Source organism: Streptomyces sp. WMMC500 (assembly GCF_027497195.1).
GTDB lineage: Bacteria > Actinomycetota > Actinomycetes > Streptomycetales > Streptomycetaceae > Streptomyces.
Genome location: NZ_CP114905.1, coordinates 4,502,861 through 4,523,192 on the forward strand (window position 1 = coordinate 4,502,861; position 20,332 = coordinate 4,523,192).

The following is a 20,332-nucleotide window of genomic DNA, read 5'->3' on the forward strand; positions in this document are numbered from 1 at the left end:
CCCCGGGTCGTCGCCGGTCAGAGCCAGCCCGGCACCACCAGGACGAGCCAGGTGGTCACCGGGGTGATCAGGACCATGCTGAAGCCCCAGCGCATGAGCCCCTTGTAGACCTCGTCCCGGGTCTCGTCCGTCGCGTTGGCGACGGTCAGCGCGCCGCTGGTGGAGAAGGGACTGGAGTCGACGACCGAGGAGGAGATGGCCAGGGCGGTGATGAGGCCCACCGCTCCGACCGCGTCGACGCCGGTGAGGAACGGGACGGCGAGGGGGATGAGTGCGCCGAGGATGCCGGTGGTGGAGGCGAAGGCGGACACGGCGCCGCCGATGAGGCAGATGACGAGGGCGGCCAGCAGCGGGGCGCCGATGGACGTGACCTCCTCGCCGAGCCACTCGATCGTGCCGATGGTCTCCATCAGGCTCACGTACAGCACGATGCCGCAGACCAGCAGCACCGTCGGCCAGGCGACGTCCGCCACCCCGCTCTTGGCCGCGGCCGGCGAGACCAGGGTCAGGACCGCGGCCACGGTGATGGCGACCATGCCGACGTTGAGGTCGAAGAAGAGGGCGCCGACGGCCAGGCACAGCAGGCCGGTCAGGGTCAGGATCCGGTCGCGGTCGAGGGCCGGGGCCGGGGTGACGCCCGGCGCGGCGGGTGCGGTCGGCGCCACGGTGGCCGTGCCGCCGCCCGCCCTGCCGGTGGCGGGTGGGGACGCGGGGGCGGGAAGGCCCGCGGAGCCCCCGCCCGCGGAGTCGGCACCGGGCTCCGCGTCGGGCTCGGCGTCGGACTCCGCGCGGCGGCCGAGGAGTTCACGGCCGCCCCACAGGAAGTAGACGACGAGGCTGAGGGCGAGGTTGAACACGAACGAGGCCAGGAAGAGCAGCGTGGGGTTGCCGGGCAGATCGGCCTTCTCGACGACGCCGTTGGTGATGCCGCCGAAGATGCTCATCGGCGAGAAGCCGCCGGCGCTGGCCCCGTTGATGATCAGCAGACCCATCAGCAGCGGGTTGATGCGATAGCGAACGGCGAAGCCCATCCCGATCGGGGCGATGATCGCGACCGCCGCCGGAACCACGGCACCGATGGCCGTGAGGCAGGCCGTGACCAGGAACATCACCCACGGAATCAGGCCGATGCGACCGCCCACCGCACGGATGGCGCCGTGCACGAGCCAGTCGACTGTTCCATTGCTCTTCGCAATCGCGAAGAGCAAGGTGACGCCCACCAGGATGACGAAGAGATCGCCCGGGAAGCCCGCGAAGATCGCGTCGGTCTTCTCTTCCGCGTCGGCGCCGTCGAGGACCGACAGGCCGAGAACGAACGCGGCGACGATGGCGAGGACACCGAGGTTCACCGGCCGCACGGTGGCGACCAGGAAGATGCCCACGAGGACGAGGATGGAGACGAGTTCAACAGACAAGGTGACTCCCGCGGTGGGAATGGCATGGGTCTGTTCCACCGGATGGGCGTGCGCCGGGCCCAGCGCACCGTCCTCGGTCTCATCCTCGGTCTCCGCACAGCGGGGACGGAGATTCCGTAATACGGAATTTCACTTTCGAAACCGCTACCGGCTGGCGGTGAGTATGAGCTGCGCCACAGCCGGGGGTCAAGGCCCTCGACACACGTCCTGCCGGATGCCCCGCCGTACGCCGCCGCCCCGCGCCCGGGCTCTCACCCGGGCCGGCGGCCCCTCGTCAGACCGCCGCCGCCAGGCCCGTACGGGAGGGCGTCACGCCCGGACCGCGCCCCCGGCGGGCCCGGAAGAGCCCAGCTCAGCGGCCACCTGCCGCGCGGCGTCGCGGACCAGCGCGCCGTACGTGGCGCGCAGTTCCCCGGTCATCCTGCTGGTCGGCACGTTGACGCTGATGCTCGCGACGGGCAGCGCGGAATCCCCCATCACGGCCGCCGCGACGGCGGAGACGTCGGCACGCCACTCGCCGCTGTTCACCGCGTAGCCGCGGTCGCGGACGGCGGCCAGCTCCGCCGCGAGCCGCGCGGGATCGACGATCGTCGCTTCCGTGTAGCGGGCCAGCCCTTCTCCGACGTAGCGCTCGATCGCCTCGGCGGGGCTGTTGGCCAGCACGGCCTTGCCGTTCGCCGAGGCGTGCAGGGAGAGGTTCATGCCCAGCGGCATGACGATGCGCACCGGCTTGGACGTCTGGAGCCGCTCGATCAGCACCACCCTGTCGCCGCCCTCCGGGATCGTGAGGTGGACCGTCTCGTCGGTGCGGCCGCGCAGTTCCTCCATGATCGGCACGGCAGCGTCCCGCAGGCTCAGCTCGCTGGTGGCCTGGCGCCCGACGTGCAGCGCCTTGGTGGTGACCGCCCAGCGCGTGGACGCCTCTCCCGCCTGCCGGATCCAGCCCGCGCCGTGCAGCGTCACGAGCGCGCGCTGCACCGAGCTCTTGGGCATCTCCAGCGCCCTGGCCAGGTCGGCGACCCCGACCGGCTGGCGGGCGGCGACCTCCTCCAGCACGCGCAGCGCGTTGAGGACGCTCTGCATCCGTTGACTCCCCCTCCGGCCGACCCTATTCTCCTCGTGTCGCATTACGGTACAGCGTGCCACGATACGGCACAAGAGAGGGGACCCGAGCGATGAGCACCGGCCGCCACTTCCTCCAGATCCCGGGACCCACCAACGTCCCCGACCGGGTGCTCCGCGCGATGGCGGCGCCCACGATCGATCACCGGGGCCCCGAGTTCTCGGCGCTGACGCACCGTCTGCTCGGCGCGCTGGGCCCGGTGTTCGGCACCTCGCAGCCCGTGGTGATCTATCCCGCGTCGGGTACGGGCGCGTGGGAGGCCGCCCTCGTGAACACGCTCAGCCCCGGGGACCGCGTGCTCTGCTTCGAGACGGGCCACTTCGCCACCCTCTGGCGGGAGATGGCCCGCGAACTGGGCCTGGAGGTCGACTTCGTCCCCGGGGACTGGCGGCACGGAGTGGATCCGGCGACGGTCGAGGGCCGGCTGTCCGCCGACCTCTCCCACTCGATCAAGGCGGTCTGCGTCGTCCACAACGAGACGTCGACCGGCGTCACCAGCCGCGTCGCCGACGTACGGCGCGCCATGGACGCCGCGGGCCACCCGGCGCTGCTGCTCGTCGACACCATCTCCTCCCTCGGCTCGATCGACTACCGCCACGACGAGTGGGGGGTGGACGTCACGGTCGCCGGCTCGCAGAAGGGCCTGATGCTGCCGCCCGGGCTGAGCTTCAACGCCGTCAGCGCCAAGGCGCTGCGGGCCGCGCGTAAGTCGGCCCTGCGCACGTCCTTCTGGGACTGGCAGCCGGTCATCGCCGCGAACGAGCAGGGCTACTTCCCGTACACGCCCGCCACCAACCTCCTGTACGGACTGGAGGAAGCGCTCCGGATGCTCCAGGAGGAGGGGCTGCCGCAGGTCTTCGCCCGGCACGCCCGGCACGCCGCGGCGACCCGGGCCGCCGTGCGGGCCTGGGGCCTGGAGGTGCTGTGCGCCGACGAGCGCGAGCACTCCGGCTCGCTCACCGCCGTACTCCTGCCCGAGGGCCACGACGCCGACAGGGTGCGCAAGATCATTCTGGAGCGCTTCGACATGTCCCTCGGCACCGGCCTCGGCAAGCTCAGCGGCCGGGTCTTCCGCATCGGCCACCTGGGCCACTTCAACGACCTCACCCTGGCCGGCACCCTCGCCGGCGTCCAGATGGGGCTCGAACTCGCCGGTGTTCCCGTCGATCCCGCCGGGCTCACCGCCGCGCTGGCCGTGCTGCGCTCGCGGTAGCCCCGCCGGCCCGTACCCGCGCCTCCCGTACGCCCGCCCCCGTACCCGTCACGCCGCAAGCACGCCGCACGAAGGAGCACCGCGACCGATGACCGCGCAGAACAGCAGCTCTCCGGCCGCCGCGGTGCCGGCGACGCCCGCCGCACACGGGGCCGCGCACCCGAAGCTTGAGCGGGCCCTGCGGGCCGACGTCGAGGGGGACGTCAGGTTCGACGACTACACGCGCCACCTCTATGCGCGGGACGCCAGCATGTACGCCATCACGCCGGTCGGCGTGGTCTTCCCGCGGCACGCCGGCGACGTCGCGGCGGCGGTGCGGGTGGCGGCCGACCACGGCGTGCCGCTGGTCCCCCGCGGCGCCGGGACGAGCCTGGCCGGGCAGACGGTGGGCCCCGGCCTGGTGCTGGACCTGTCCCGGCACATGAACCGCATCGTCGAGATCGACCCCGAGCGGCGCACCGCCCTCGTCGAACCCGGCGTCGTACAGGACCTGCTGAACCGGGCGGCGGCCCCGCACGGCCTGATGTTCGGCCCCGACACCTCGACCAGCAACCGCGCCACGATCGGCGGCATGATCGGCAACAACTCGGCCGGCAGCGGCTCGCTCCGCCACGGCATGACCATCGACCACGTCCGGGAGCTGGAGGTCGTGCTCTCCGACGGCACCCAGACCCGCCTGGGCCCGCTGGACGCGGCGGAGTGGGCCCGCCGCACCGCCCTGCCCACGCTCGAAGGCGACATCCACCGGCGGCTGCCGCAGATCGCCGCCGCCCACGCCGCGGCCATCGCGGACGGCTTCCCGCCGTTCTGGCGCCGGGCCTGCGGCTACCGGCTGGACCGCGTCGCCGGGCAGGAGCGGCCCGACCTGGCGAAGTTCGTCGTCGGCTCGGAGGGCACCCTCGTGGTGACCACCCGCGCCCTGGTCGACCTGGTGCCCAGGCCGCGCCGCACGGTCATCGCCGTGGGGCACTTCGCCTCGACGGCCGACGCGATCGCCGCCACCGAGGACGCCCTGGCCTGCGACCCGGCGGCCGTCGAGATGATGGACCGCACCATCCTGGACCTCTCCCGCCGGAAGATCGAGTACGCCGCCCTGGGCAGCATCCTGGTCGGCGACCCGGGCGCGCTGCTGTTCGTGAACTTCTCCGGGGACGACGAGCCGGAGCTGCTCGCCGGGTTGGAGAAGCTGTGCACGCTGTGGGCGGAGCACGGTCACGGCTACCACACCCTGCGGGCCGTCACGCCGCAGCAGCAACAGGCGCTGCTGAAGGTGCGCAAGTCCAGCCTGGGACTGCTCATGGCCGCCGGCGAGGGCACGCGGCGGCCCCTTGCGTTCGTCGAGGACACCGCCGTCCCTCCCGCGCACCTCGCCGACTACACCCGCCGCTTCCAGGCGGTGCTGGACCGCCACGGGCTCCACGCGGGGTTCTACGGCCACTGCTCGGTCGGCTGCCTGCACATCCGGCCGTTCGTGGACGTCGCCGACCCGGCGCAGGTGACGACGATGCGGGCGGTCGCGGAGGAGATCAAGGACCTGGTCACGGAGTACGGCGGCGTGAACTCCAGCGAGCACGGGGACGGCCTGGCCCGCAGCGAGTTCAACCGCGAGCTGTTCGGCGACGAGCTCTACGAGGCCATGCGCGAGGTCAAGCGCCTCTTCGACCCCGGGGACCGGATGAACCCCGGCAAGATCGTGGACGCCCCGCCGATGACCGAGAACCTGCGGGACGCCGCACTACCGCCCGCGCCGCCGCTGCGGACGCACCTGGACTTCGAGGTCGTCGGCGGCATGCGCGGCGCCGCCGACCGCTGCATGAACATCGGGCTCTGCCGCAAGGACGGCACCGGGGTCATGTGCCCCTCTTATATGGCGACGGGGGAGGAGGAGCACTCCACGCGGGGCCGGGCCAACGCGCTCGTCAAGGCCCTCTCGGAGCCGGACCCCGGCCGGGCGCTCGGCGACGAACGGCTCCACGAGGTCCTCGACCTGTGTTTGATGTGCAAGGCGTGCAAGAGCGAATGCCCCCTCGGCGTGGACATCGCCACCCTCAAGAGCGAGGCGCTCGCCCACCACCACGCCGCCCACGGGGTGCCGCTGCGCTCCCGCGTCTTCGGCTCCATCCGGATGCTGAACAAGCTGGGCTCGGCGACCGCGCCGCTGTCCAACCTGCCCGGGCGGCTGCGTCCCCTGCGCCTGCTCGCGGGCCGGCTGCTGGGCATCGCACCCGAGCGGCCGCTGCCCACGTTCCACCGGCGCAACCTCGTCCGGTGGTTCCGCCGCCGCGCCACGGTGGCCCGGCCGGGGACGAGGGGAAGCGTCACCTTCCTCGCCGACTCCTTCACCACGTACAGCGAGCCGGAGATCGGGCGTACGGCCATCGAGCTGCTGGAGCGCGCCGGCTGGGAGGTCCGGCTCGCCCGCGGCGGCTGCTGCGGCAGGTCCAGCCTGTCCAAGGGACTGCTGGACCGGGCCAGGAGCCAGGCGCGCGACCTGGTCCGCACGCTCGGCGAGCAGAGCGAGCCCGGTTCGCCGATCGTCGGCGTCGAACCCTCGTGCCTGATGACGCTGCGCGACGAACACCTCTCCCTGTTCCCCGGCGATCCCGCTGTGCGGGACATCGCCGGACGCGTACGCCAGGTGGAGGAGCTGGTGCTGGAGGCGATCGACGAGGGCCTGCTGACCCTCGCGGCCGACTCCCCGCTCGCGGGCCGCAGACTGCTCTACCACGGGCACTGCCACCAGAAGGCCGAGGTGGGCACCGCCGCGACGGTGGAGCTGCTGAAGCGCATACCGGGCGCCGAGGTCGAGGAGCTCGACGCCGGCTGCTGCGGAATGGCGGGGTCGTTCGGCTTCGAGGCCGAGCACTACGAGGTCTCCATGAAGGTCGGCGGCGACCGGCTCTTCCCCGCCGTCGCCGCCGAGCCGGACACCACGGTCCTCGTCGCCACCGGAGTCTCCTGCCGGCAGCAGATCGACCACGGCACCGGCCGCGCCGCCCGGCACCCGCTCCAGCTCATCCGGGACGCCCTGTCCCCGGAGGCGCCCGCGGAGGCGTGAGGGCTGTGCGGCACGGGCCGCGGTCGGGTCCGGGCCGGGGCGCTCCGGGCGGTCAGCCGTGTTCTGCGGGTACGGTGCCGAGGCGGCCGGCCTTGAAGTCCTCGAACGCCTGGACGAGCTCGGCGCGGTTGTTCATCACGAACGGTCCGTAGTGCGCCACCGGCTCGCGGATCGGCCGGCCGCCGAGGAGGACGACCTCCAGGTCGGGGGCGTTGCCGTCCTGCGCCTCGTCGGCCCGTACGGTCAGCGCCCCGCCGGCGCCGAAGACCGCCGTCTGGCCCGTGTGCAGGGGGCGCCGCTCGCGGCCGGCGGTGCCGTGGCCGGCGAGGACGTAGGCGAGGCCGTTGAAGTCCGCGCGCCACGGCAGGGTGACCTCGGCGCCGGGGCTGACCGTGGCGTGGATCATCGAGATCGGGGTGTGCGTGCTGCCGGGTCCCGCGTGGCCGTCGAGGTCGCCGGCGATCAGCCGCAGCACGGCCCCGCCGTCGGGGGTGGTGAGGAGGGTGACGCTGCCGCCGCCGATGTCCTGGTAGCGCGGGGCCATCAGCTTGTCCTTCGCGGGCAGGTTGACCCAGAGCTGCAGCCCGTGGAAGACGCCGCCGCTGACGACCAGCTCCTCCGGCGGGGCCTCGATGTGCAGGATGCCGCCGCCCGCCGTCATCCACTGGGTGTCGCCGCCGCCGATGACCCCGCCGCCGCCGTTGGAGTCCTGGTGCACGAGGGTGCCGTCGATGAGGTACGTCACGGTCTCGAACCCGCGGTGCGGGTGCCACGCAGTGCCCTTCGGCTCTCCGGGCGCGTACTCCACCTCGCCCATCTGGTCCATCATGATGAACGGGTCGAGCCGGGCCATGTCGATGCCCGCGAACGCGCGCCGGACCGGGAAGCCCTCGCCCTCGAAGCCGGACGGGGCGGTGCTGACCGCGCGCACCAGGCGGTCGGGTGCGGCGGCCGGGTCCGGCGGGGAGACGCGGGGCAGAAGCAGGGGGTTGTCGACGCTGACGGCGGGCATGGCGGCCTCCTCGGTTGGGCACCCTCAGGCTAGTTGAAGCCTAAACCACTGTCGAGGCGCGGCTCATTCCCGGACGTGGAGGCGGGGACGGGCGGGGTACGCGGGGCGGGGTGCGAGGGACGGGGAGGCTCAGCCGTACATGCGGCGCATCGCGAAGTCGACCATCTCCTCGACCGCCTTCGCGTCCACGACCATGCGGTGGTCGCCCTCGATGTCGAGCACGAAGCCGTAGCCCGTCGGCAGCAGGTCGATGACCTCCGCGCCGGTGACCGTGAAGTACTTCGACTCCCGGCCCGCGTAGCGGCGCAGCTCCTTCAGCGAGCTGAAGAGGGGGATCACCGGCTGCTGGGTGTTGTGCAGGGCGAGGAAGCCGGGGTTGTCGCCGCGGGGGCAGTAGATCTTGGAGGTGGCGAAGATCTGCTGGAAGTCCTCGGAGCCGATCGCCCCGCCGGTGAACGCCTTGACCGCATCGGCCAGGGACGGCGGCGCGGGCTGGGACGGCTCGGGGTAGAGGGGCTGCTCGGCGTAGCCGGGGGCGGGCTGGTCGTACGGCCCGGGGGGCGGGGCGGCGTAGTGGTGCCCCTGAGGGTGTCCCGGCCCGGGCGCCTGGGGGTGACCCTGCGGGGCGCCGTAACCGGCGGACTGGTCGTAGCCGTACATGCATTCAAGCCTAGCCGCGCCGCGGGCGTACCGGTGCGGACTCCGCCAGTCGGCGGGATGTGACAAAACGAGGGTTGCGTTTTATTACTGACGGGTAGCATCATAGGTGGTCGCTGACCCCTTATGCCTGATACGGAGCCTGCGCATGGGCCACTACAAGTCGAACCTCCGGGACATCGAGTTCAACCTCTTCGAGGTGCTGGGCCGCGGCGACGTCTACGGCACGGGCCCCTTCGAGGAGATGGACACCGAGACCGCCCGGAGCGTGCTCACGGAGATCGCCCGGCTGGCCGAGAACGACCTGGCCGAGTCCTTCACCGACGGCGACCGCAACCCCCCGGTCTTCGACCCCGAGACCGGCACCGCGCCCGTCCCGGCGTCCTTCAAGAAGTCGTACGAGACCTACCTCGACGCCGAGTGGTGGCGCCTCGGCCTGCCCGAGGAGATCGGCGGCACGCCGACGCCGTCGTCGCTGATCTGGGCGTACGCCGAGATGGTGCTGGGCGCGAACCCGGCCGTGTGGATGTACGCCTCGGGGCCCGCCTTCGCCGGCGTCCTGTACGACGAGGGCACCGAGGAGCAGCGCAAGGTCGCGCGGCTGATGGTGGAGCGGCGCTGGGGCTCGACGATGGTGCTCACCGAGCCGGACGCCGGCTCCGACGTGGGCGCCGGGCGCGCGAAGGCGCTGGAGCAGCCGGACGGCACGTGGCACATCGAGGGCGTGAAGCGCTTCATCACCTCCGGCGAGCACGACCTGTCGGAGAACATCGTGCACTTCGTGCTCGCCCGCCCGGAGGGCGCCGGACCCGGCACGAAGGGGCTGAGCCTGTTCGTCGTGCCCAAGTACGACTTCGACTGGGAGACCGGCGAGCTGGGCGAGCGCAACGGCGTCCAGGCCACCAACGTCGAGCACAAGATGGGCCTGAAGGTCTCCAACACCTGCGAGCTGACCTTCGGCGACCGGCAGCCGGCGAAGGGCTGGCTGCTGGGCGGGAAGCACGACGGCATCCGCCAGATGTTCAAGATCATCGAGTTCGCGCGGATGATGGTCGGCACGAAGGCCATCGCCACCCTCTCGACCGGCTACCTCAACGCGCTGGAGTACGCGAAGGAGCGCGTCCAGGGCCCGGACCTGGCGCAGTTCACCGACAAGACCGCGCCGCGCGTGAGCATCACGCACCACCCGGACGTGCGCCGCTCCCTGATGACGCAGAAGGCGTACGCCGAGGGCATGCGCGCCCTCGTCCTCTACACCGCCTCCGTGCAGGACACCATCCAGGTCCGCCAGGCCGCGGGCGAGGACACCTCGGCGCAGCAGGCGCTGAACGACCTGCTGCTGCCGATCGTGAAGGGGTACGGGTCGGAGAAGTCGTACGAGCAGCTCGCCCAGTCGCTGCAGACCTTCGGCGGCTCCGGCTATCTGCAGGAGTACCCGATCGAGCAGTACATCCGGGACGCGAAGATCGACACGCTCTACGAGGGCACCACCGCCATCCAGGGGCAGGACTACTTCTTCCGGAAGATCGTCCGCAACCAGGGGCAGGCGCTGACCTCGCTGGCCGAGGAGATCAAGAAGTTCCTGGCCGAGGCGGTCGGCGGGGAGCAACTGGGCGCGGCGCGCGACGAGCTGGCCACGGCGGCGGTGGACCTGGAGGCCATCGTCGGGGTGATGCTGGCCGACCTCGCGGCCACCGAGAAGGACGTGAAGTCCATCTACAAGGTGGGGCTCAACACCACCCGGCTGCTGCTCGCCTCCGGCGACGTCGTGATCGCCTACCTGCTGCTCAGGGGCGCCGCGGTGGCCGCGGAGAAGCTGCCGACGGCCGCCCCGAAGGACGTGGCGTTCTACCAGGGGAAGATCGCGGCGGCGACGTTCTTCGCGCGGAACGTGCTGCCGGGGGTCGGCGTGCAGCGGGCGCTGGCGGAGAGCACGGACCAGTCGCTGATGGAGCTGGACGAGGCCGCGTTCTGACGCGCGGGACGTGACGGGGTGCGGCGTGCGGGCTGCACCGCGGGCGTACGCGCTGACGCGGGCGCCGCGCCCGGGCCCCGGGGTCCGGACGCGGCGCCCGCTGACGACGACGGCGGCGCCGGATCCGGACCCCCGAGGGGCTCGTGGGCTCGGGGACTCGTGCTGCTTGTGCGGGCTCGTACGACTCGTGCGGCCGGGTCAGCTCCGGTAGCCCCAGGCGGCGGCGTACTCCGCCATCTTCGGCGACAGCTCGGCGGCCCCCTCCTCGAACGTGCGGGCCGCCTGGATCCGGCCGGACTTGATGTTGTCGCTGCGGTCGCCGAGGTTGGGCCGGAGCCGGCCGTGGTCCTGCTCGCCGTACTCCAGCATCGACGCCTCGAACTCCACCCCCAGGTACGCGCACACCCCGCGCATGACCCGCTCCGGGTCGGAGGTCAGGTCCTCGTACGTGAGGGTGTGGCCGTCGAGCGCGGCGCGGGCCCGCTCCAGCGGCTCGAAGTACTTCAGCGCGTTCGCCTCGTTCTGCGCGCGGGTGGCGGTGTTGGACTTGCGGTTCTCCAGCGAGCTGACGACGCCCTCGGGGTGACGCAGCAGGAACAGGAACTTCGCCTTCGGCCAGGCGTGCGTCAGCCGTTCCCACGCCCACACGTTGCCCGGGGTCTTGTCGACCACGATGTCCTTGCCGCTGCGCTCCAGCTCCAGGTGCAGCACCCGGTCCCACAGCACGTGCTCCAGCTCCACCTTGTCCAGGCCCAGTTCGAGCATCGACTGGTCGGAGAAGCCGGGGGTCAGCTCCACGCCGAGGGTGCGCAGGTGCAGCTCGTGCGGGGCGCGTATGCGCGAGTGGCTGTTGAGCAGCATGCGCAGCAGGGTGGAGCCGGAGCGTACCGGCGCGAGCACGAAGACCGGCGCCTCGACCTGCCGGGGCATGGCATCCACCCCGTAGTCCTGCTCGACCGTCTTCTTGGGCGGGCGCGGACCCTTCGGCCCGGCGCCGGCCGGCGTCTTCTGCGGCGTCGCGGCTCCGGGCGCCACCTGACCCGCCGGGACCGCCTCCGCGCCCGGCCCGGTCAACTGCCGCGGCGGCCGGAGCGCCTCGCCCAGCAGCCGAGCCCTGCGTTTGATGCCCGTGTTCACGACTCCCATGTGGCCCTTGCCACCCTTCCTTCGCACCGTGCCCGTCCGTGTGACTCCCCCCGTGCGGACGGCAGGTACCTCACTGGTAACAGGCGCCGCACACCCGAAAGAACGTAAGACAACGATTCGGCGAAGGCAATGGCTCGATTCCGCTTCTCACGCACGTCTTAGGCTGTGGACATGACCACAGCTCCGCCGCCCCGGTTCGACCGCAGCCACACCGACGACCTCGCCGGCTACCTCGCCGCCTCCCCCACGCCGTACCACGCCGTGGCCGAGGCCGCCCGGCGGCTGGAGAAGGCCGGCTTCACGCGGCTCCGGGAGACCGACGCCTGGGACGCGACGGCCGGCGGCCGCTACGTGCTGCGCGGCGGCGCGCTGATCGCCTGGTACGTGCCCGAGGGCAGCCCGCCCGAGACGCCGTTCCACATCGTCGGCGCCCATACGGACTCGCCCAATCTGCGGGTCAAGCCGGTCCCCGACACCGGCGCCCACGGGTGGCGGCAGATCGCGGTGGAGGTCTACGGCGGACCGCTGCTGAACAGTTGGCTGGACCGGGACCTGGGGCTGGCGGGGCGGCTGACGCTGCGGCCGGGCGCGACGCGCGGGAGCGCGGGCGGCGGTGAGACGCGGCTGGTCGACGTCGACCGGCCGCTGCTGCGCGTGCCGCAGCTCGCCATCCACCTCGACCGTGGCGTGGTCACCGAGGGCCTCAAGCTCGACAAGCAGCGCCACATGACGCCGATCTGGGGCCTCGGCACCGTACGCGAGGGCGACCTCGTCGAGTTCCTGGCCGCGGAGGCCGGGGTCGCGGCAGGCGACATCCTCGGCTGGGACCTGATGGCCCACAGCGTCGAACCGCCTGCCTACCTCGGCCGCGACCGCGAACTGCTCGCGGGCCCGCGCATGGACAACCTCCTGTCCGTCCACGCCGGCGTCGCCGCCCTCGCCGCCGCGGCCACGGCGGGCACCCCGCCGACCAGGGTCCCGGTGCTGGCGGCCTTCGACCACGAGGAGACCGGCAGCCAGTCCGACACCGGCGCGGAGGGGCCCCTCCTCGGCACCGTCCTGCGCCGCACCGTCGCCGCCCGCGGCGGCTCGTACGACGACGCGGCCCGCGCCCTGGCCGGCTCCGTCTGCCTCTCCTCCGACACCGGCCACGCCGTGCACCCGAACTACGCCGAACGCCACGAGCCGGGCCACCACCCCATGCCGAACGGCGGCCCGCTCCTCAAGGTCAACGTCAACCAGCGCTACGCCACGGACGGCGCCGGCCGCGGAATCCTGGCGACCGCCTGCGAGCGGGCCGGGGTGCCGTGGCAGTCGTTCGTCTCGAACAACGCGATGCCCTGCGGCACGACCATCGGGCCCATCACGGCGGCCCGCCACGGGATCACGACCGTGGACATCGGGGTGGCCATCCTCTCGATGCACTCGGCGCGGGAGCTGTGCGGCGCGGAGGACCCGCACCTGCTGGCCGGCGCGCTGGCGGCGTTCCTGACGGGGTGACGCGTCACGCGTACGGCCTGAGGGCCACCGTGGCGTCGAGTTCGAGCCGGTTCTCCCCCGCCGGAGCCGGCAGGTCCAGCACCCGGTCCAGGATCCGGCCGCCCGGGCGTCCGCAGCCGTCGGTGCGCGGAGCGGCGAACTCCGTGTCCGCGGCGCCGAAGGAGACCACCGGCGGGTCCTCGGATATCACCTCCGTGGGGCGGGTGTCCTTGAGCACGAGGTGGATCGGCTCCGTGGCCGCCGCGCCTATGGAGCAGCCCTTCGGGAGCAGCGGGCCGCCGACCGCGAGGGTCAGGTCCAGCTCCCCGCGGCGCAGGTCGTCGGACTCGAAGTCGCTGTAGCCCCCGTACCGCGGCGTGAGCGTCAGCGGTGTCCCCCCGACCCGTATCGGCTCGGCGGTCAGCTCGCCGAACACCTGGGCATACGCGCCGTCCACCCGGCCCTCCGCGAACGTCAGCGTCATCGGCCGGCCGACGGGCTCGTCCACACCCCCGATCCGCAGCCGCCCCGTCGCCCGCATGACCTCACACCTCCAGGTCCCGGGATCGGCGCCGGCGGGCAACTCGTCCGCGGCCGGGCAGGCGCCGAAGTCGAACCCGGCCCCGGGCGGACCGGTCTCCGCGGCCGGGGAGGCCGGGGCGGCGCCGGTGGTGAGGACGGCGAGCAGGGCGGTGAGCGCGGGGGCCGCGAGCCGGGCGGCGCGCGTCCCGTACGACCGTTGGTTCCAGTCCTTCGTCATGTTCTTCGTCAAGTTCTTCGTCATGGCTTCAGCATTGCAGAGCTTTCTCTGCAAAGAAAGCTCTGCAGAGAACCCTGTGGATAAACTGCGGGCATGACGGACGAGCGGCGCAAGGTCAGCAGCCCGGAAGCGCTCAAGGCGCTCGCGCACCCCCTGCGGCTGCGCATCCTGCGCCACCTCTCGGTGCACGGCCCGGCGACGTCGACGACGCTCGCGGCGGCCCTCGGCGAGAACACCGGGACGCTCAGCTACCACCTGCGCATGCTGGAGCGCGGGGGTCTCGTCGAGGACATCCCGGAGCGGTCGGCGGGCCGCAAGCGCTGGTGGCGCGGCGTACCGGGGCTGGACATCCGCCGCCCGCCGATGGACGACGTCACAGCGGGGGAGCGGGCCGTCATCGCAGAACTGGACCGGCTCCGCGGGGCCGAGGACCTGGAGCTGGCGCGGCGGTTCGCGGCGGGACAGGCCCGGGAGGCCGGGGAGGGCGAGGCAGAGGGGGAAGGTGCGGAAGAGGGGTGGCTGCGGGGGTCACGCGGGCTGAGCCATCTGACGAAGGAGCAGTTGGACGCCTTCCACGACGACTACCTGAAGCTCCTGGCGAAGTACCGCCACACACCCGAGGACGCCGCCCCGGGCGCGCGGCCGGTTCATCTGCGGTGGTTCGGTATCCCGGCGGACTAGGAGGCGGGCTCCTCGGGCAGGCGGTCGGCGATTGCCTGGACGGCGGCCAAGACGGTGGCGAAGCCGGTGCTCACCTTGGTGTCAAGCGCGTCGATCCGCTTACCCTGCTCCAACTGCGTCTCGCGCAGCGCCTGCAGCACCTGCTTGTGCGCGCGCAGCTCCGACTTGAACTCCGCCACGTCCCGGTCGTTTATCGCGACAACCGCCCGCGTGGTGGTCAGGTGCTCGCGCAGAGCATCCATCTCGGCCTCCAGGGCGTCGATACGGCGACGAAGCTCGTCGGTCTCACTCATACGGCCCAGCGTATCTGGCCTGCACCGATGCAGGGTCGTTTCTCCACTAAGCGTCTTCCTCTTCCCTTTCCTCCCCCTCGTTCATCCCCGCCAGGATCAGCGGCAGCCGCCCCGCCCCCGACTCCGTGATCCGGATCGGCACCCCCCAGTCCTGCTGGTGCACGTGGCACGCCGGGTACTCCACCGACGGATCGTCGTCGCAGCTCGCCGCCATCGCCGAGACGTGCAGCACGCCCTCCTCCGGGCCGTCCGCCGACAGGACCACCGCCCGCGTCAGCTCCGTGCCCGCGCCCTCGCCCGACGTCAGCAGCGACGGCGGCGTCGCGCTGACCAGCAGGCGGGTGGCCGGGCCGTAGCGGGTGTCGAGTTTCTGGCCCGGCGGGGCGCGGAAGACGACGTCCAGCGACAGGCTGCCCGGCGCCACGTCCGTCGCAGCGCGCCGCGTACGGTGCGCGACCGGCGGCACCCGGACCGCCTCCTCCGGCAGCCGGAGCCGGGTCAGGCGGTGCCGGGCGGACTCGACGACCACGATCTCGTCGCCGTCCACCACCGCGTCCGACGGCTCCCGCAGGTCCGTCGCCAGGGTGGTCACGGTGCCGGTGGCCGGGTCGTAGCGGCGCAGGGCGTGGTTGTACGTGTCCGAGACCGCCACCGAGCCGTCCGGCAGTGCCGTGACGCCCAACGGGTGCTGCAGCAGCGCCTCGTCCGCCGGGCCGTCGCGGTGGCCGAAGTCGAAGAGCCCGGTGCCGACCGCCGTGTGCACCCGCGCCCGCCGCCCCGGCCCGTCGCCCGGCTCCAGCCAGCGCAGCGCCGACGTCTCCGCGTCCGCGATCCACAGCCGGCCGTCCGCCGCCGCGAGACCCGACGGCTGCGCGAACCACGCCCCGTCCGCCGGCCCGTCGAGCAGCCCCTCGTTCGTCGTGCCGGCCGCCGCCGCCACCGTGCCGGTCGCCGGGTCGTACGTCCACAGTTGGTGGACCCCCGCCATCGCGATCCACAGCCGTCCGTCGAACCACGCGACGTCCCACGGCGACGACAGGTCGACCTCTCTTCCCGGCCCCGAGTCCGGCGAGCCCTGCCACCACTGCCGGCCGGTCCCCGCCAGCGTCGTCACCGAGCCGGTACCGAGGTCGACGGCCCTGATCGCGTGGTTCACGGTGTCCGCCACCGCCACGGCCCCCGACGGCAGCAACGCCAGCCCCTGCGGCTCGTTGAAGCGCGCCCCGGAGCCGCCCGCCGAGCCCTCCGCGGAGTCCCCCGCCGCGCCGCCGCCCGGCGCCTCGGCCGGGCCGTCCGCGAAGCCCCGCTCCCCGCTCCCGAACCGCCGCACCACCGTCTCGCCGTCCGGCTCCAGCTCCACCAGCCGGTGCCGCGTCGTGTCCGAGACGAGCAGGTTGCCCGACGGCAGCCGCAGCGCCTTCCCCGGGAAGCGCAGATGCGTCGCCACCGGCTCCGGCGGCACGTACGGCCCGTCGCCCCGGCGCAGCGTGCCCTTCGCCGCGTGCTCCTCCTCCAGCTCCGCGACCAGCCGCTCGATGGCGTGTACGTGCCCCTCCCCGGCGTGCTGCGCGACGACGTACCCCTCCGGGTCGACCACCACCAGCGTCGGCCACGCCCGCACCGCGTACTGCTTCCACGTGGTCAGCTCCGGGTCGTCCAGCACGGGGTGGTGGACGCCGTAGCGCTCGACGGCGTCCACCACGGCGGCGTGCTCGGCCTCGTGCACGAACTTCGGCGAGTGCACGCCGACGACGACCACCGTGTCCCGGTGCTTCTCCTCCAGCTCGCGCAGCTCGTCCAGGACGTGCAGGCAGTTGATGCAGCAGAAGGCCCAAAAATCGACGACGACACACTTACCACGTAGGCCCGCGAGCGTCAGGTTCTTCCCACCCGTGTTCAACCAGCCGCCCTTGCCGATCAGCTCCGGGGCACGGACTCGGGCACGTCGCGGGGCAGGAGAGGCAGCGTTCATGCGTCCAGGGTGCCATCCCCGTAGGTGGCGGTTCCCACGGGCAGGAATCCTGGACGCCCCTGCTCAGGGCTGATCCCTGCCGGAATTCCGCTGGGGGGCGATGTCCCGGACCGAGAACGCCGAGACGCCCCCTCAAGTGGCGGTGTCGGGGCCTGGCAGCTTGGCCCAATGGATCTGGATGCGTTGCTCAGGGATGATCCGCTGCCCGCGCACTCCCTTGCTCACCTCGACCCGATCCATGGCGAGCGACAACCGACCGCGCCGGTCTTCGTTCGTCGCATCCGCCCACGCCTCTCGCAGGGTGAGGTTGTCGAGTATCCGCGACACGTCCAGGGAAGGCATGGGGAGATTGCGGAGATCGGTGCGAAGCCCCTCGATGCGCCCCCTCAGGCGTTCCGAAAGCCGGTTGTAGCGTTCCAGGGCTCTGGCGCCATTGAACTCGCCCCGAACGTAGCGCGCCTCCTCCAGGTCGGCCAAGCGGGCTTCCTCATCCTGGATCTCGGCAGCAAGTGCATCACGTTTGGCGAAGGTCTCCGGGTCCACGCGGTGCACCCAGCGGTCAGTGATCGCCACGAGCAGCAGATCGTCCGGTTCGAGTGCCGGGAGCTTGGTGAGGAACTCTTCGGTCACGTAGTTGTCCACGGCCTCAGCCAACGCTGACGCTCCGATGCACCGGTTGCCCGCGCGACGAGCCATGCACTGATAGCTGCCGCCCACACGGTGCATCCGGCGACCGCAGCCAGGAACCGCGCAGTAGACGAGCCCTGTAAGCAGTGCCGTCCCTTCGCGCTTCGGTCGCCGTTTTCCTGCGTGCACAAACGTTCTCGACTCCAGCGTGCGGATGATCTGTTCACGCTCTCCAACGGTGATGATCCCCTCGCCGATCTCGACGGTGTCCGACGTCTCGGGATCGCGGTGCGGGAAGACCCTGCCGGTGTACTTCCGCTCGCCGCCATCCGTCTCGACGCTCTCGGTCTCCGGCATCAGACCGGCGAACGCAGGGGAACGCAGGAGCTGCATAATGCTGGCCGCGTTCCACTGCCCGCCCCTGGGCGAGAGGATTTCGTACTCGTTGAGGAGTCGGGCGATCTTGACCAACGATGTCCCGGCGAGCGCTTCATCCGCGATCATGCGGGCGTAGACGGCATGATCCGTGTCGTGCACGAGCTTCTTGGTCTTCGGGTCGATGAGCAGCCCGTACGGGGGCTGTCCACCGATCCACTGGCCCTTGCTGCGGAGGTAGCGCTTCGCGTGCCCGACACGCGAGCCGAGATTTTCCGACTCGGACCGGGCGAGCTCAGCGAGCATCACGACGGCCGTGCGCGACGAGTCGTTCGAGGTGTCAAGACCGTCCACGACCGAGACGAGACGGCCGCCGGCCTCCCCGATGTCGTCCACCACCTTGCCCACCTGGCCGATCCCCTTGCGGGACAGACGGTCAAGTTTCCAGACGATCAGCGTGCCGACGACGCCCGCCGTTACAGCCGCCAACGCGGCGTCGAAGCCCTTGCGTGCGGCGGTCTTGTAACCGGAGCGTCCTCTGTCTATGTGGACCTTGCGGACGGTCAGCCCGTTGCGTTCGGCCCACGCACGGCAGTCGGCTTCCTGCCGTTCGATAGCAGTCTTGCCGTCCCGGTCGAGGGACAGGCGGAGGTAGAGATCACAGAACGTGTCCTGGTGCACACACTCAGTGTGATCGCAGGTTCGGTGCTCTGTTGTTGATTTTCCAAAGTCGGTGATCACGACGCGCCCACGCAATGCGGCGTCGGCGCTACGGCCGCCCCAGCGCCCGGTCGCGCAGCGCCGGGAACTCCTCCCGCGTCTTCGTCACCCGCGCCGGGTCCAGCTCCGCCCGCAGGACTTCCTCGCCCTCGCCCGCCTCGGCGAGGATCTCGCCCCACGGGTCCACGATCATGCTGTGCCCGGCCTGCGCCACCCCGCCGGTCGTCCCCGCCGTGCTGCAGGCCAGCACGTACGCCAGGTTCTCCACCGCCCGCGCCCGCAGCAGCAGCCGCCAGTGCGCGCGGCGCTCCGCGGGCCAGCCGGCGGGGATCACGAAGGTCTGCGCGCCCTTGTCGGTCAGGGCCCGGAACAGCTCGGGGAAGCGCAGGTCGTAGCAGGTGGCGAGGCCGGCGACGGTGTCGGGGAGGGGCGCGGTGACGAGCTCGTCGCCCGCGCCCATGAGGACGGCCTCGCCGCGGTCGAAGCCGTAGCGGTGGATCTTGCGGTACGTACGCGCCAAGGAGCCGTCCGGCGCGTAGAGCAGGCTGGTGTTGAACAGCGTGCCCGAGGCGTCCCGTTCCACGACCGACCCCGCGTGCAGCCACACGCCCGCGTCCCGGGCCGCCGCCGCCATCGCCGCGGCCGTGGGCCCGTCGAGGGTCTCCGCCCCGGTCGCGAAGTCGTCGTAGGCGAACGCGCCCAGGTGCCACAGCTCCGGCAGTACCACCAGCCCGGAGCCCTCCTCGGCGCGTACGAGCGCGGCCGCCCGGGCCCGTCGGCTTTCCACCGTTTCGTCCGGATCCACCCGGAACTGGATCAGAGAAGCGCGCACCTTACCACCACCTCGAAGTCCAAGTCGTCCGCCTCACCGCACAATCGTCGCCCGAAAGCACTGCCGGGGCACCCGCGCGCAGCGTAACTTAGGGCCTGCCGTGCATCTCGCGAACGATCCCGTGAGGGGTAGTGTGACCGTCCACTCCAGCCTCCAGCCGTCCATCGATGCCTGGGCCCACTCGGCCGAGGCCATATCCGAACTCGTGGCACCGCTCTCCGAGGGGGAGTGGAGCCGTCGAAGCGGACTGCCGGGGTGGTCCGTGCGGGATGTCGTCTCCCACATTATCGGCGCCGAGTGCGAGGCACTCGGCGACCCGCGCCCGATCCACAACCTGCCCGCCGACCTCGTGCACATCACGAGCGAGAAGGCGCGCTACGTCGAGGTGCAGGTCGACACGCGCCGCCACCACACCGCGCCGGAGATGACCGCCGACCTCGAGTACACGGTGATCCGCCGCCGGCGGCAGCTCCGCGACGAGAAGCGCGCGCCGGACACCAAGGTGCGCGGGGCGTTCGGCAGCGAGATGACGGTCGCGGAGCTGACGCGCTACCGCGCCTTCGACATCTGGGTGCACGAGCAGGACATCCGCCGCGCGCTCGGCAAGCCCGGGAACCTCGACTCGCCCGGCGCGCTCCTCGTGCGCGACGAGCTGCTGGCGCGGCTGCCGAAGGTGGTGGCCGAGGACGCGGGGGCGCGGGCGGGGTCGGTCGTGGTCGTGGACGTGACGGGCCCGGTGGAGTTCATGCGTACGGTACGGGTCGGGGAGGACGGCAGCGGTTCCATCGACGGCAGCGTCTCGCTCGGGCCGACGGTGACGCTGACGACGGACTGGGAGACGTACCTGTGGCTGGCGACGGGCCGGCAGCGGGCTGCGGCGCTGGCGGACCGGGTGAAGGTCGAGGGCGACCAGAAGCTGGCGGAGGCGGTCCTGCGGCACTTCGCGGTGACGGACTGAGCCGCTCCCCGCGCTCGCGCGGGCGCCGCCCTCACC

At 72.1% G+C, this 20,332-nt stretch carries 16 protein-coding genes; 6 read left to right on the forward strand and 10 right to left on the reverse strand.

Features of this window, described 5'->3' with window-relative positions; genetic code table 11:
* Positions 1-17: 17 nt before the first annotated feature.
* Both O7599_RS19295 and O7599_RS19300 read right to left on the reverse strand, forming a co-directional pair.
* Positions 18-1,415, reverse strand: a complete 1,398-nt coding sequence (locus O7599_RS19295) for an SLC13 family permease (RefSeq protein WP_281616851.1) — start codon at positions 1,413-1,415, stop codon at positions 18-20.
* 309 nt (positions 1,416-1,724) lie between these two features.
* Positions 1,725-2,498, reverse strand: a complete 774-nt coding sequence (locus tag O7599_RS19300) for an IclR family transcriptional regulator (RefSeq protein WP_281616852.1) — start codon at positions 2,496-2,498, stop codon at positions 1,725-1,727.
* 92 nt (positions 2,499-2,590) lie between these two features.
* Here O7599_RS19300 and O7599_RS19305 point away from each other — a divergent pair, with 92 nt between their 5' ends.
* Together O7599_RS19305 and O7599_RS19310 are read left to right on the forward strand one after the other, a co-directional pair.
* Entirely contained in the window at positions 2,591-3,751 is a 1,161-nt protein-coding gene (locus O7599_RS19305) for an aminotransferase class V-fold PLP-dependent enzyme (RefSeq protein ID WP_281616853.1), read from the forward strand.
* Positions 3,752-3,839: 88 nt separating this feature from the next.
* The gene (locus O7599_RS19310; protein WP_281616854.1) at positions 3,840-6,809 is read left to right on the forward strand and encodes an FAD-binding and (Fe-S)-binding domain-containing protein; all 2,970 of its coding nucleotides are present in this window, start codon (positions 3,840-3,842) and stop codon (positions 6,807-6,809) included.
* Positions 6,810-6,861: 52 nt separating this feature from the next.
* On the opposite strand, the gene O7599_RS19315 is transcribed toward O7599_RS19310, so the two are convergent.
* Positions 6,862-7,821: a pirin family protein gene (locus O7599_RS19315; protein WP_281616855.1), complete on the reverse strand. Its 960-nt coding sequence runs from the start codon at positions 7,819-7,821 to the stop codon at positions 6,862-6,864.
* A gap of 129 nt (positions 7,822-7,950) precedes the next feature.
* The gene (locus O7599_RS19320; protein WP_281616856.1) at positions 7,951-8,481 is read right to left on the reverse strand and encodes an SseB family protein; all 531 of its coding nucleotides are present in this window, start codon (positions 8,479-8,481) and stop codon (positions 7,951-7,953) included.
* 145 nt (positions 8,482-8,626) lie between these two features.
* On the opposite strand from O7599_RS19320, the gene O7599_RS19325 reads away from it, so the two are divergent.
* On the forward strand, positions 8,627-10,453 hold the full coding sequence (locus O7599_RS19325) for an acyl-CoA dehydrogenase (protein WP_281616857.1): 1,827 nt from the start codon (positions 8,627-8,629) through the stop codon (positions 10,451-10,453).
* A 198-nt stretch (positions 10,454-10,651) separates the two neighbouring features.
* On the opposite strand, the gene O7599_RS19330 is transcribed toward O7599_RS19325, so the two are convergent.
* Positions 10,652-11,599, reverse strand: a complete 948-nt coding sequence (locus O7599_RS19330) for a sulfotransferase (protein ID WP_281616858.1) — start codon at positions 11,597-11,599, stop codon at positions 10,652-10,654.
* Between the two features lie 171 nt (positions 11,600-11,770).
* Between O7599_RS19330 and O7599_RS19335 the strand changes: the two genes are divergently transcribed.
* Positions 11,771-13,099, forward strand: a complete 1,329-nt coding sequence (locus tag O7599_RS19335; RefSeq protein ID WP_281616859.1) for a M18 family aminopeptidase — start codon at positions 11,771-11,773, stop codon at positions 13,097-13,099.
* Between the two features lie 4 nt (positions 13,100-13,103).
* Here O7599_RS19335 and O7599_RS19340 read toward each other — a convergent pair whose 3' ends face one another.
* Positions 13,104-13,862 (reverse strand): hypothetical protein, encoded by a 759-nt coding sequence (locus O7599_RS19340; protein ID WP_281616860.1) that lies wholly within the window; start codon positions 13,860-13,862, stop codon positions 13,104-13,106.
* Positions 13,863-13,931: 69 nt separating this feature from the next.
* On the opposite strand from O7599_RS19340, the gene O7599_RS19345 reads away from it, so the two are divergent.
* Positions 13,932-14,519 (forward strand): helix-turn-helix domain-containing protein, encoded by a 588-nt coding sequence (locus O7599_RS19345; RefSeq protein ID WP_281616861.1) that lies wholly within the window; start codon positions 13,932-13,934, stop codon positions 14,517-14,519.
* On the opposite strand, the gene O7599_RS19350 is transcribed toward O7599_RS19345, so the two are convergent.
* The 4 genes from O7599_RS19350 to O7599_RS19365 all read right to left on the reverse strand — a co-directional run bounded on the left by O7599_RS19350 (position 14,516) and on the right by O7599_RS19365 (position 19,338).
* Positions 14,516-14,812, reverse strand: a complete 297-nt coding sequence (locus tag O7599_RS19350; RefSeq protein WP_281616862.1) for a hypothetical protein — start codon at positions 14,810-14,812, stop codon at positions 14,516-14,518. The genes O7599_RS19345 and O7599_RS19350 overlap by 4 nt on opposite strands.
* Before the next feature lie 46 nt (positions 14,813-14,858).
* On the reverse strand, positions 14,859-16,784 hold the full coding sequence (locus tag O7599_RS19355) for an NHL domain-containing thioredoxin family protein (protein ID WP_281616863.1): 1,926 nt from the start codon (positions 16,782-16,784) through the stop codon (positions 14,859-14,861).
* Between the two features lie 132 nt (positions 16,785-16,916).
* Positions 16,917-18,467 carry a recombinase family protein gene (locus tag O7599_RS19360; RefSeq protein WP_281616864.1) on the reverse strand — a complete coding sequence of 517 codons (1,551 nt, stop codon included), beginning with the start codon at positions 18,465-18,467 and terminating at the stop codon, positions 16,917-16,919.
* Between the two features lie 88 nt (positions 18,468-18,555).
* Complete coding sequence (locus O7599_RS19365) at positions 18,556-19,338, reverse strand: carbon-nitrogen family hydrolase (RefSeq protein WP_281616865.1); 783 nt, start codon at positions 19,336-19,338, stop codon at positions 18,556-18,558.
* Between the two features lie 133 nt (positions 19,339-19,471).
* Between O7599_RS19365 and O7599_RS19370 the strand changes: the two genes are divergently transcribed.
* The gene (locus tag O7599_RS19370) at positions 19,472-20,296 is read left to right on the forward strand and encodes a maleylpyruvate isomerase family mycothiol-dependent enzyme (RefSeq protein WP_281616866.1); all 825 of its coding nucleotides are present in this window, start codon (positions 19,472-19,474) and stop codon (positions 20,294-20,296) included.
* The last annotated feature ends 36 nt before the right edge of the window (positions 20,297-20,332 follow it).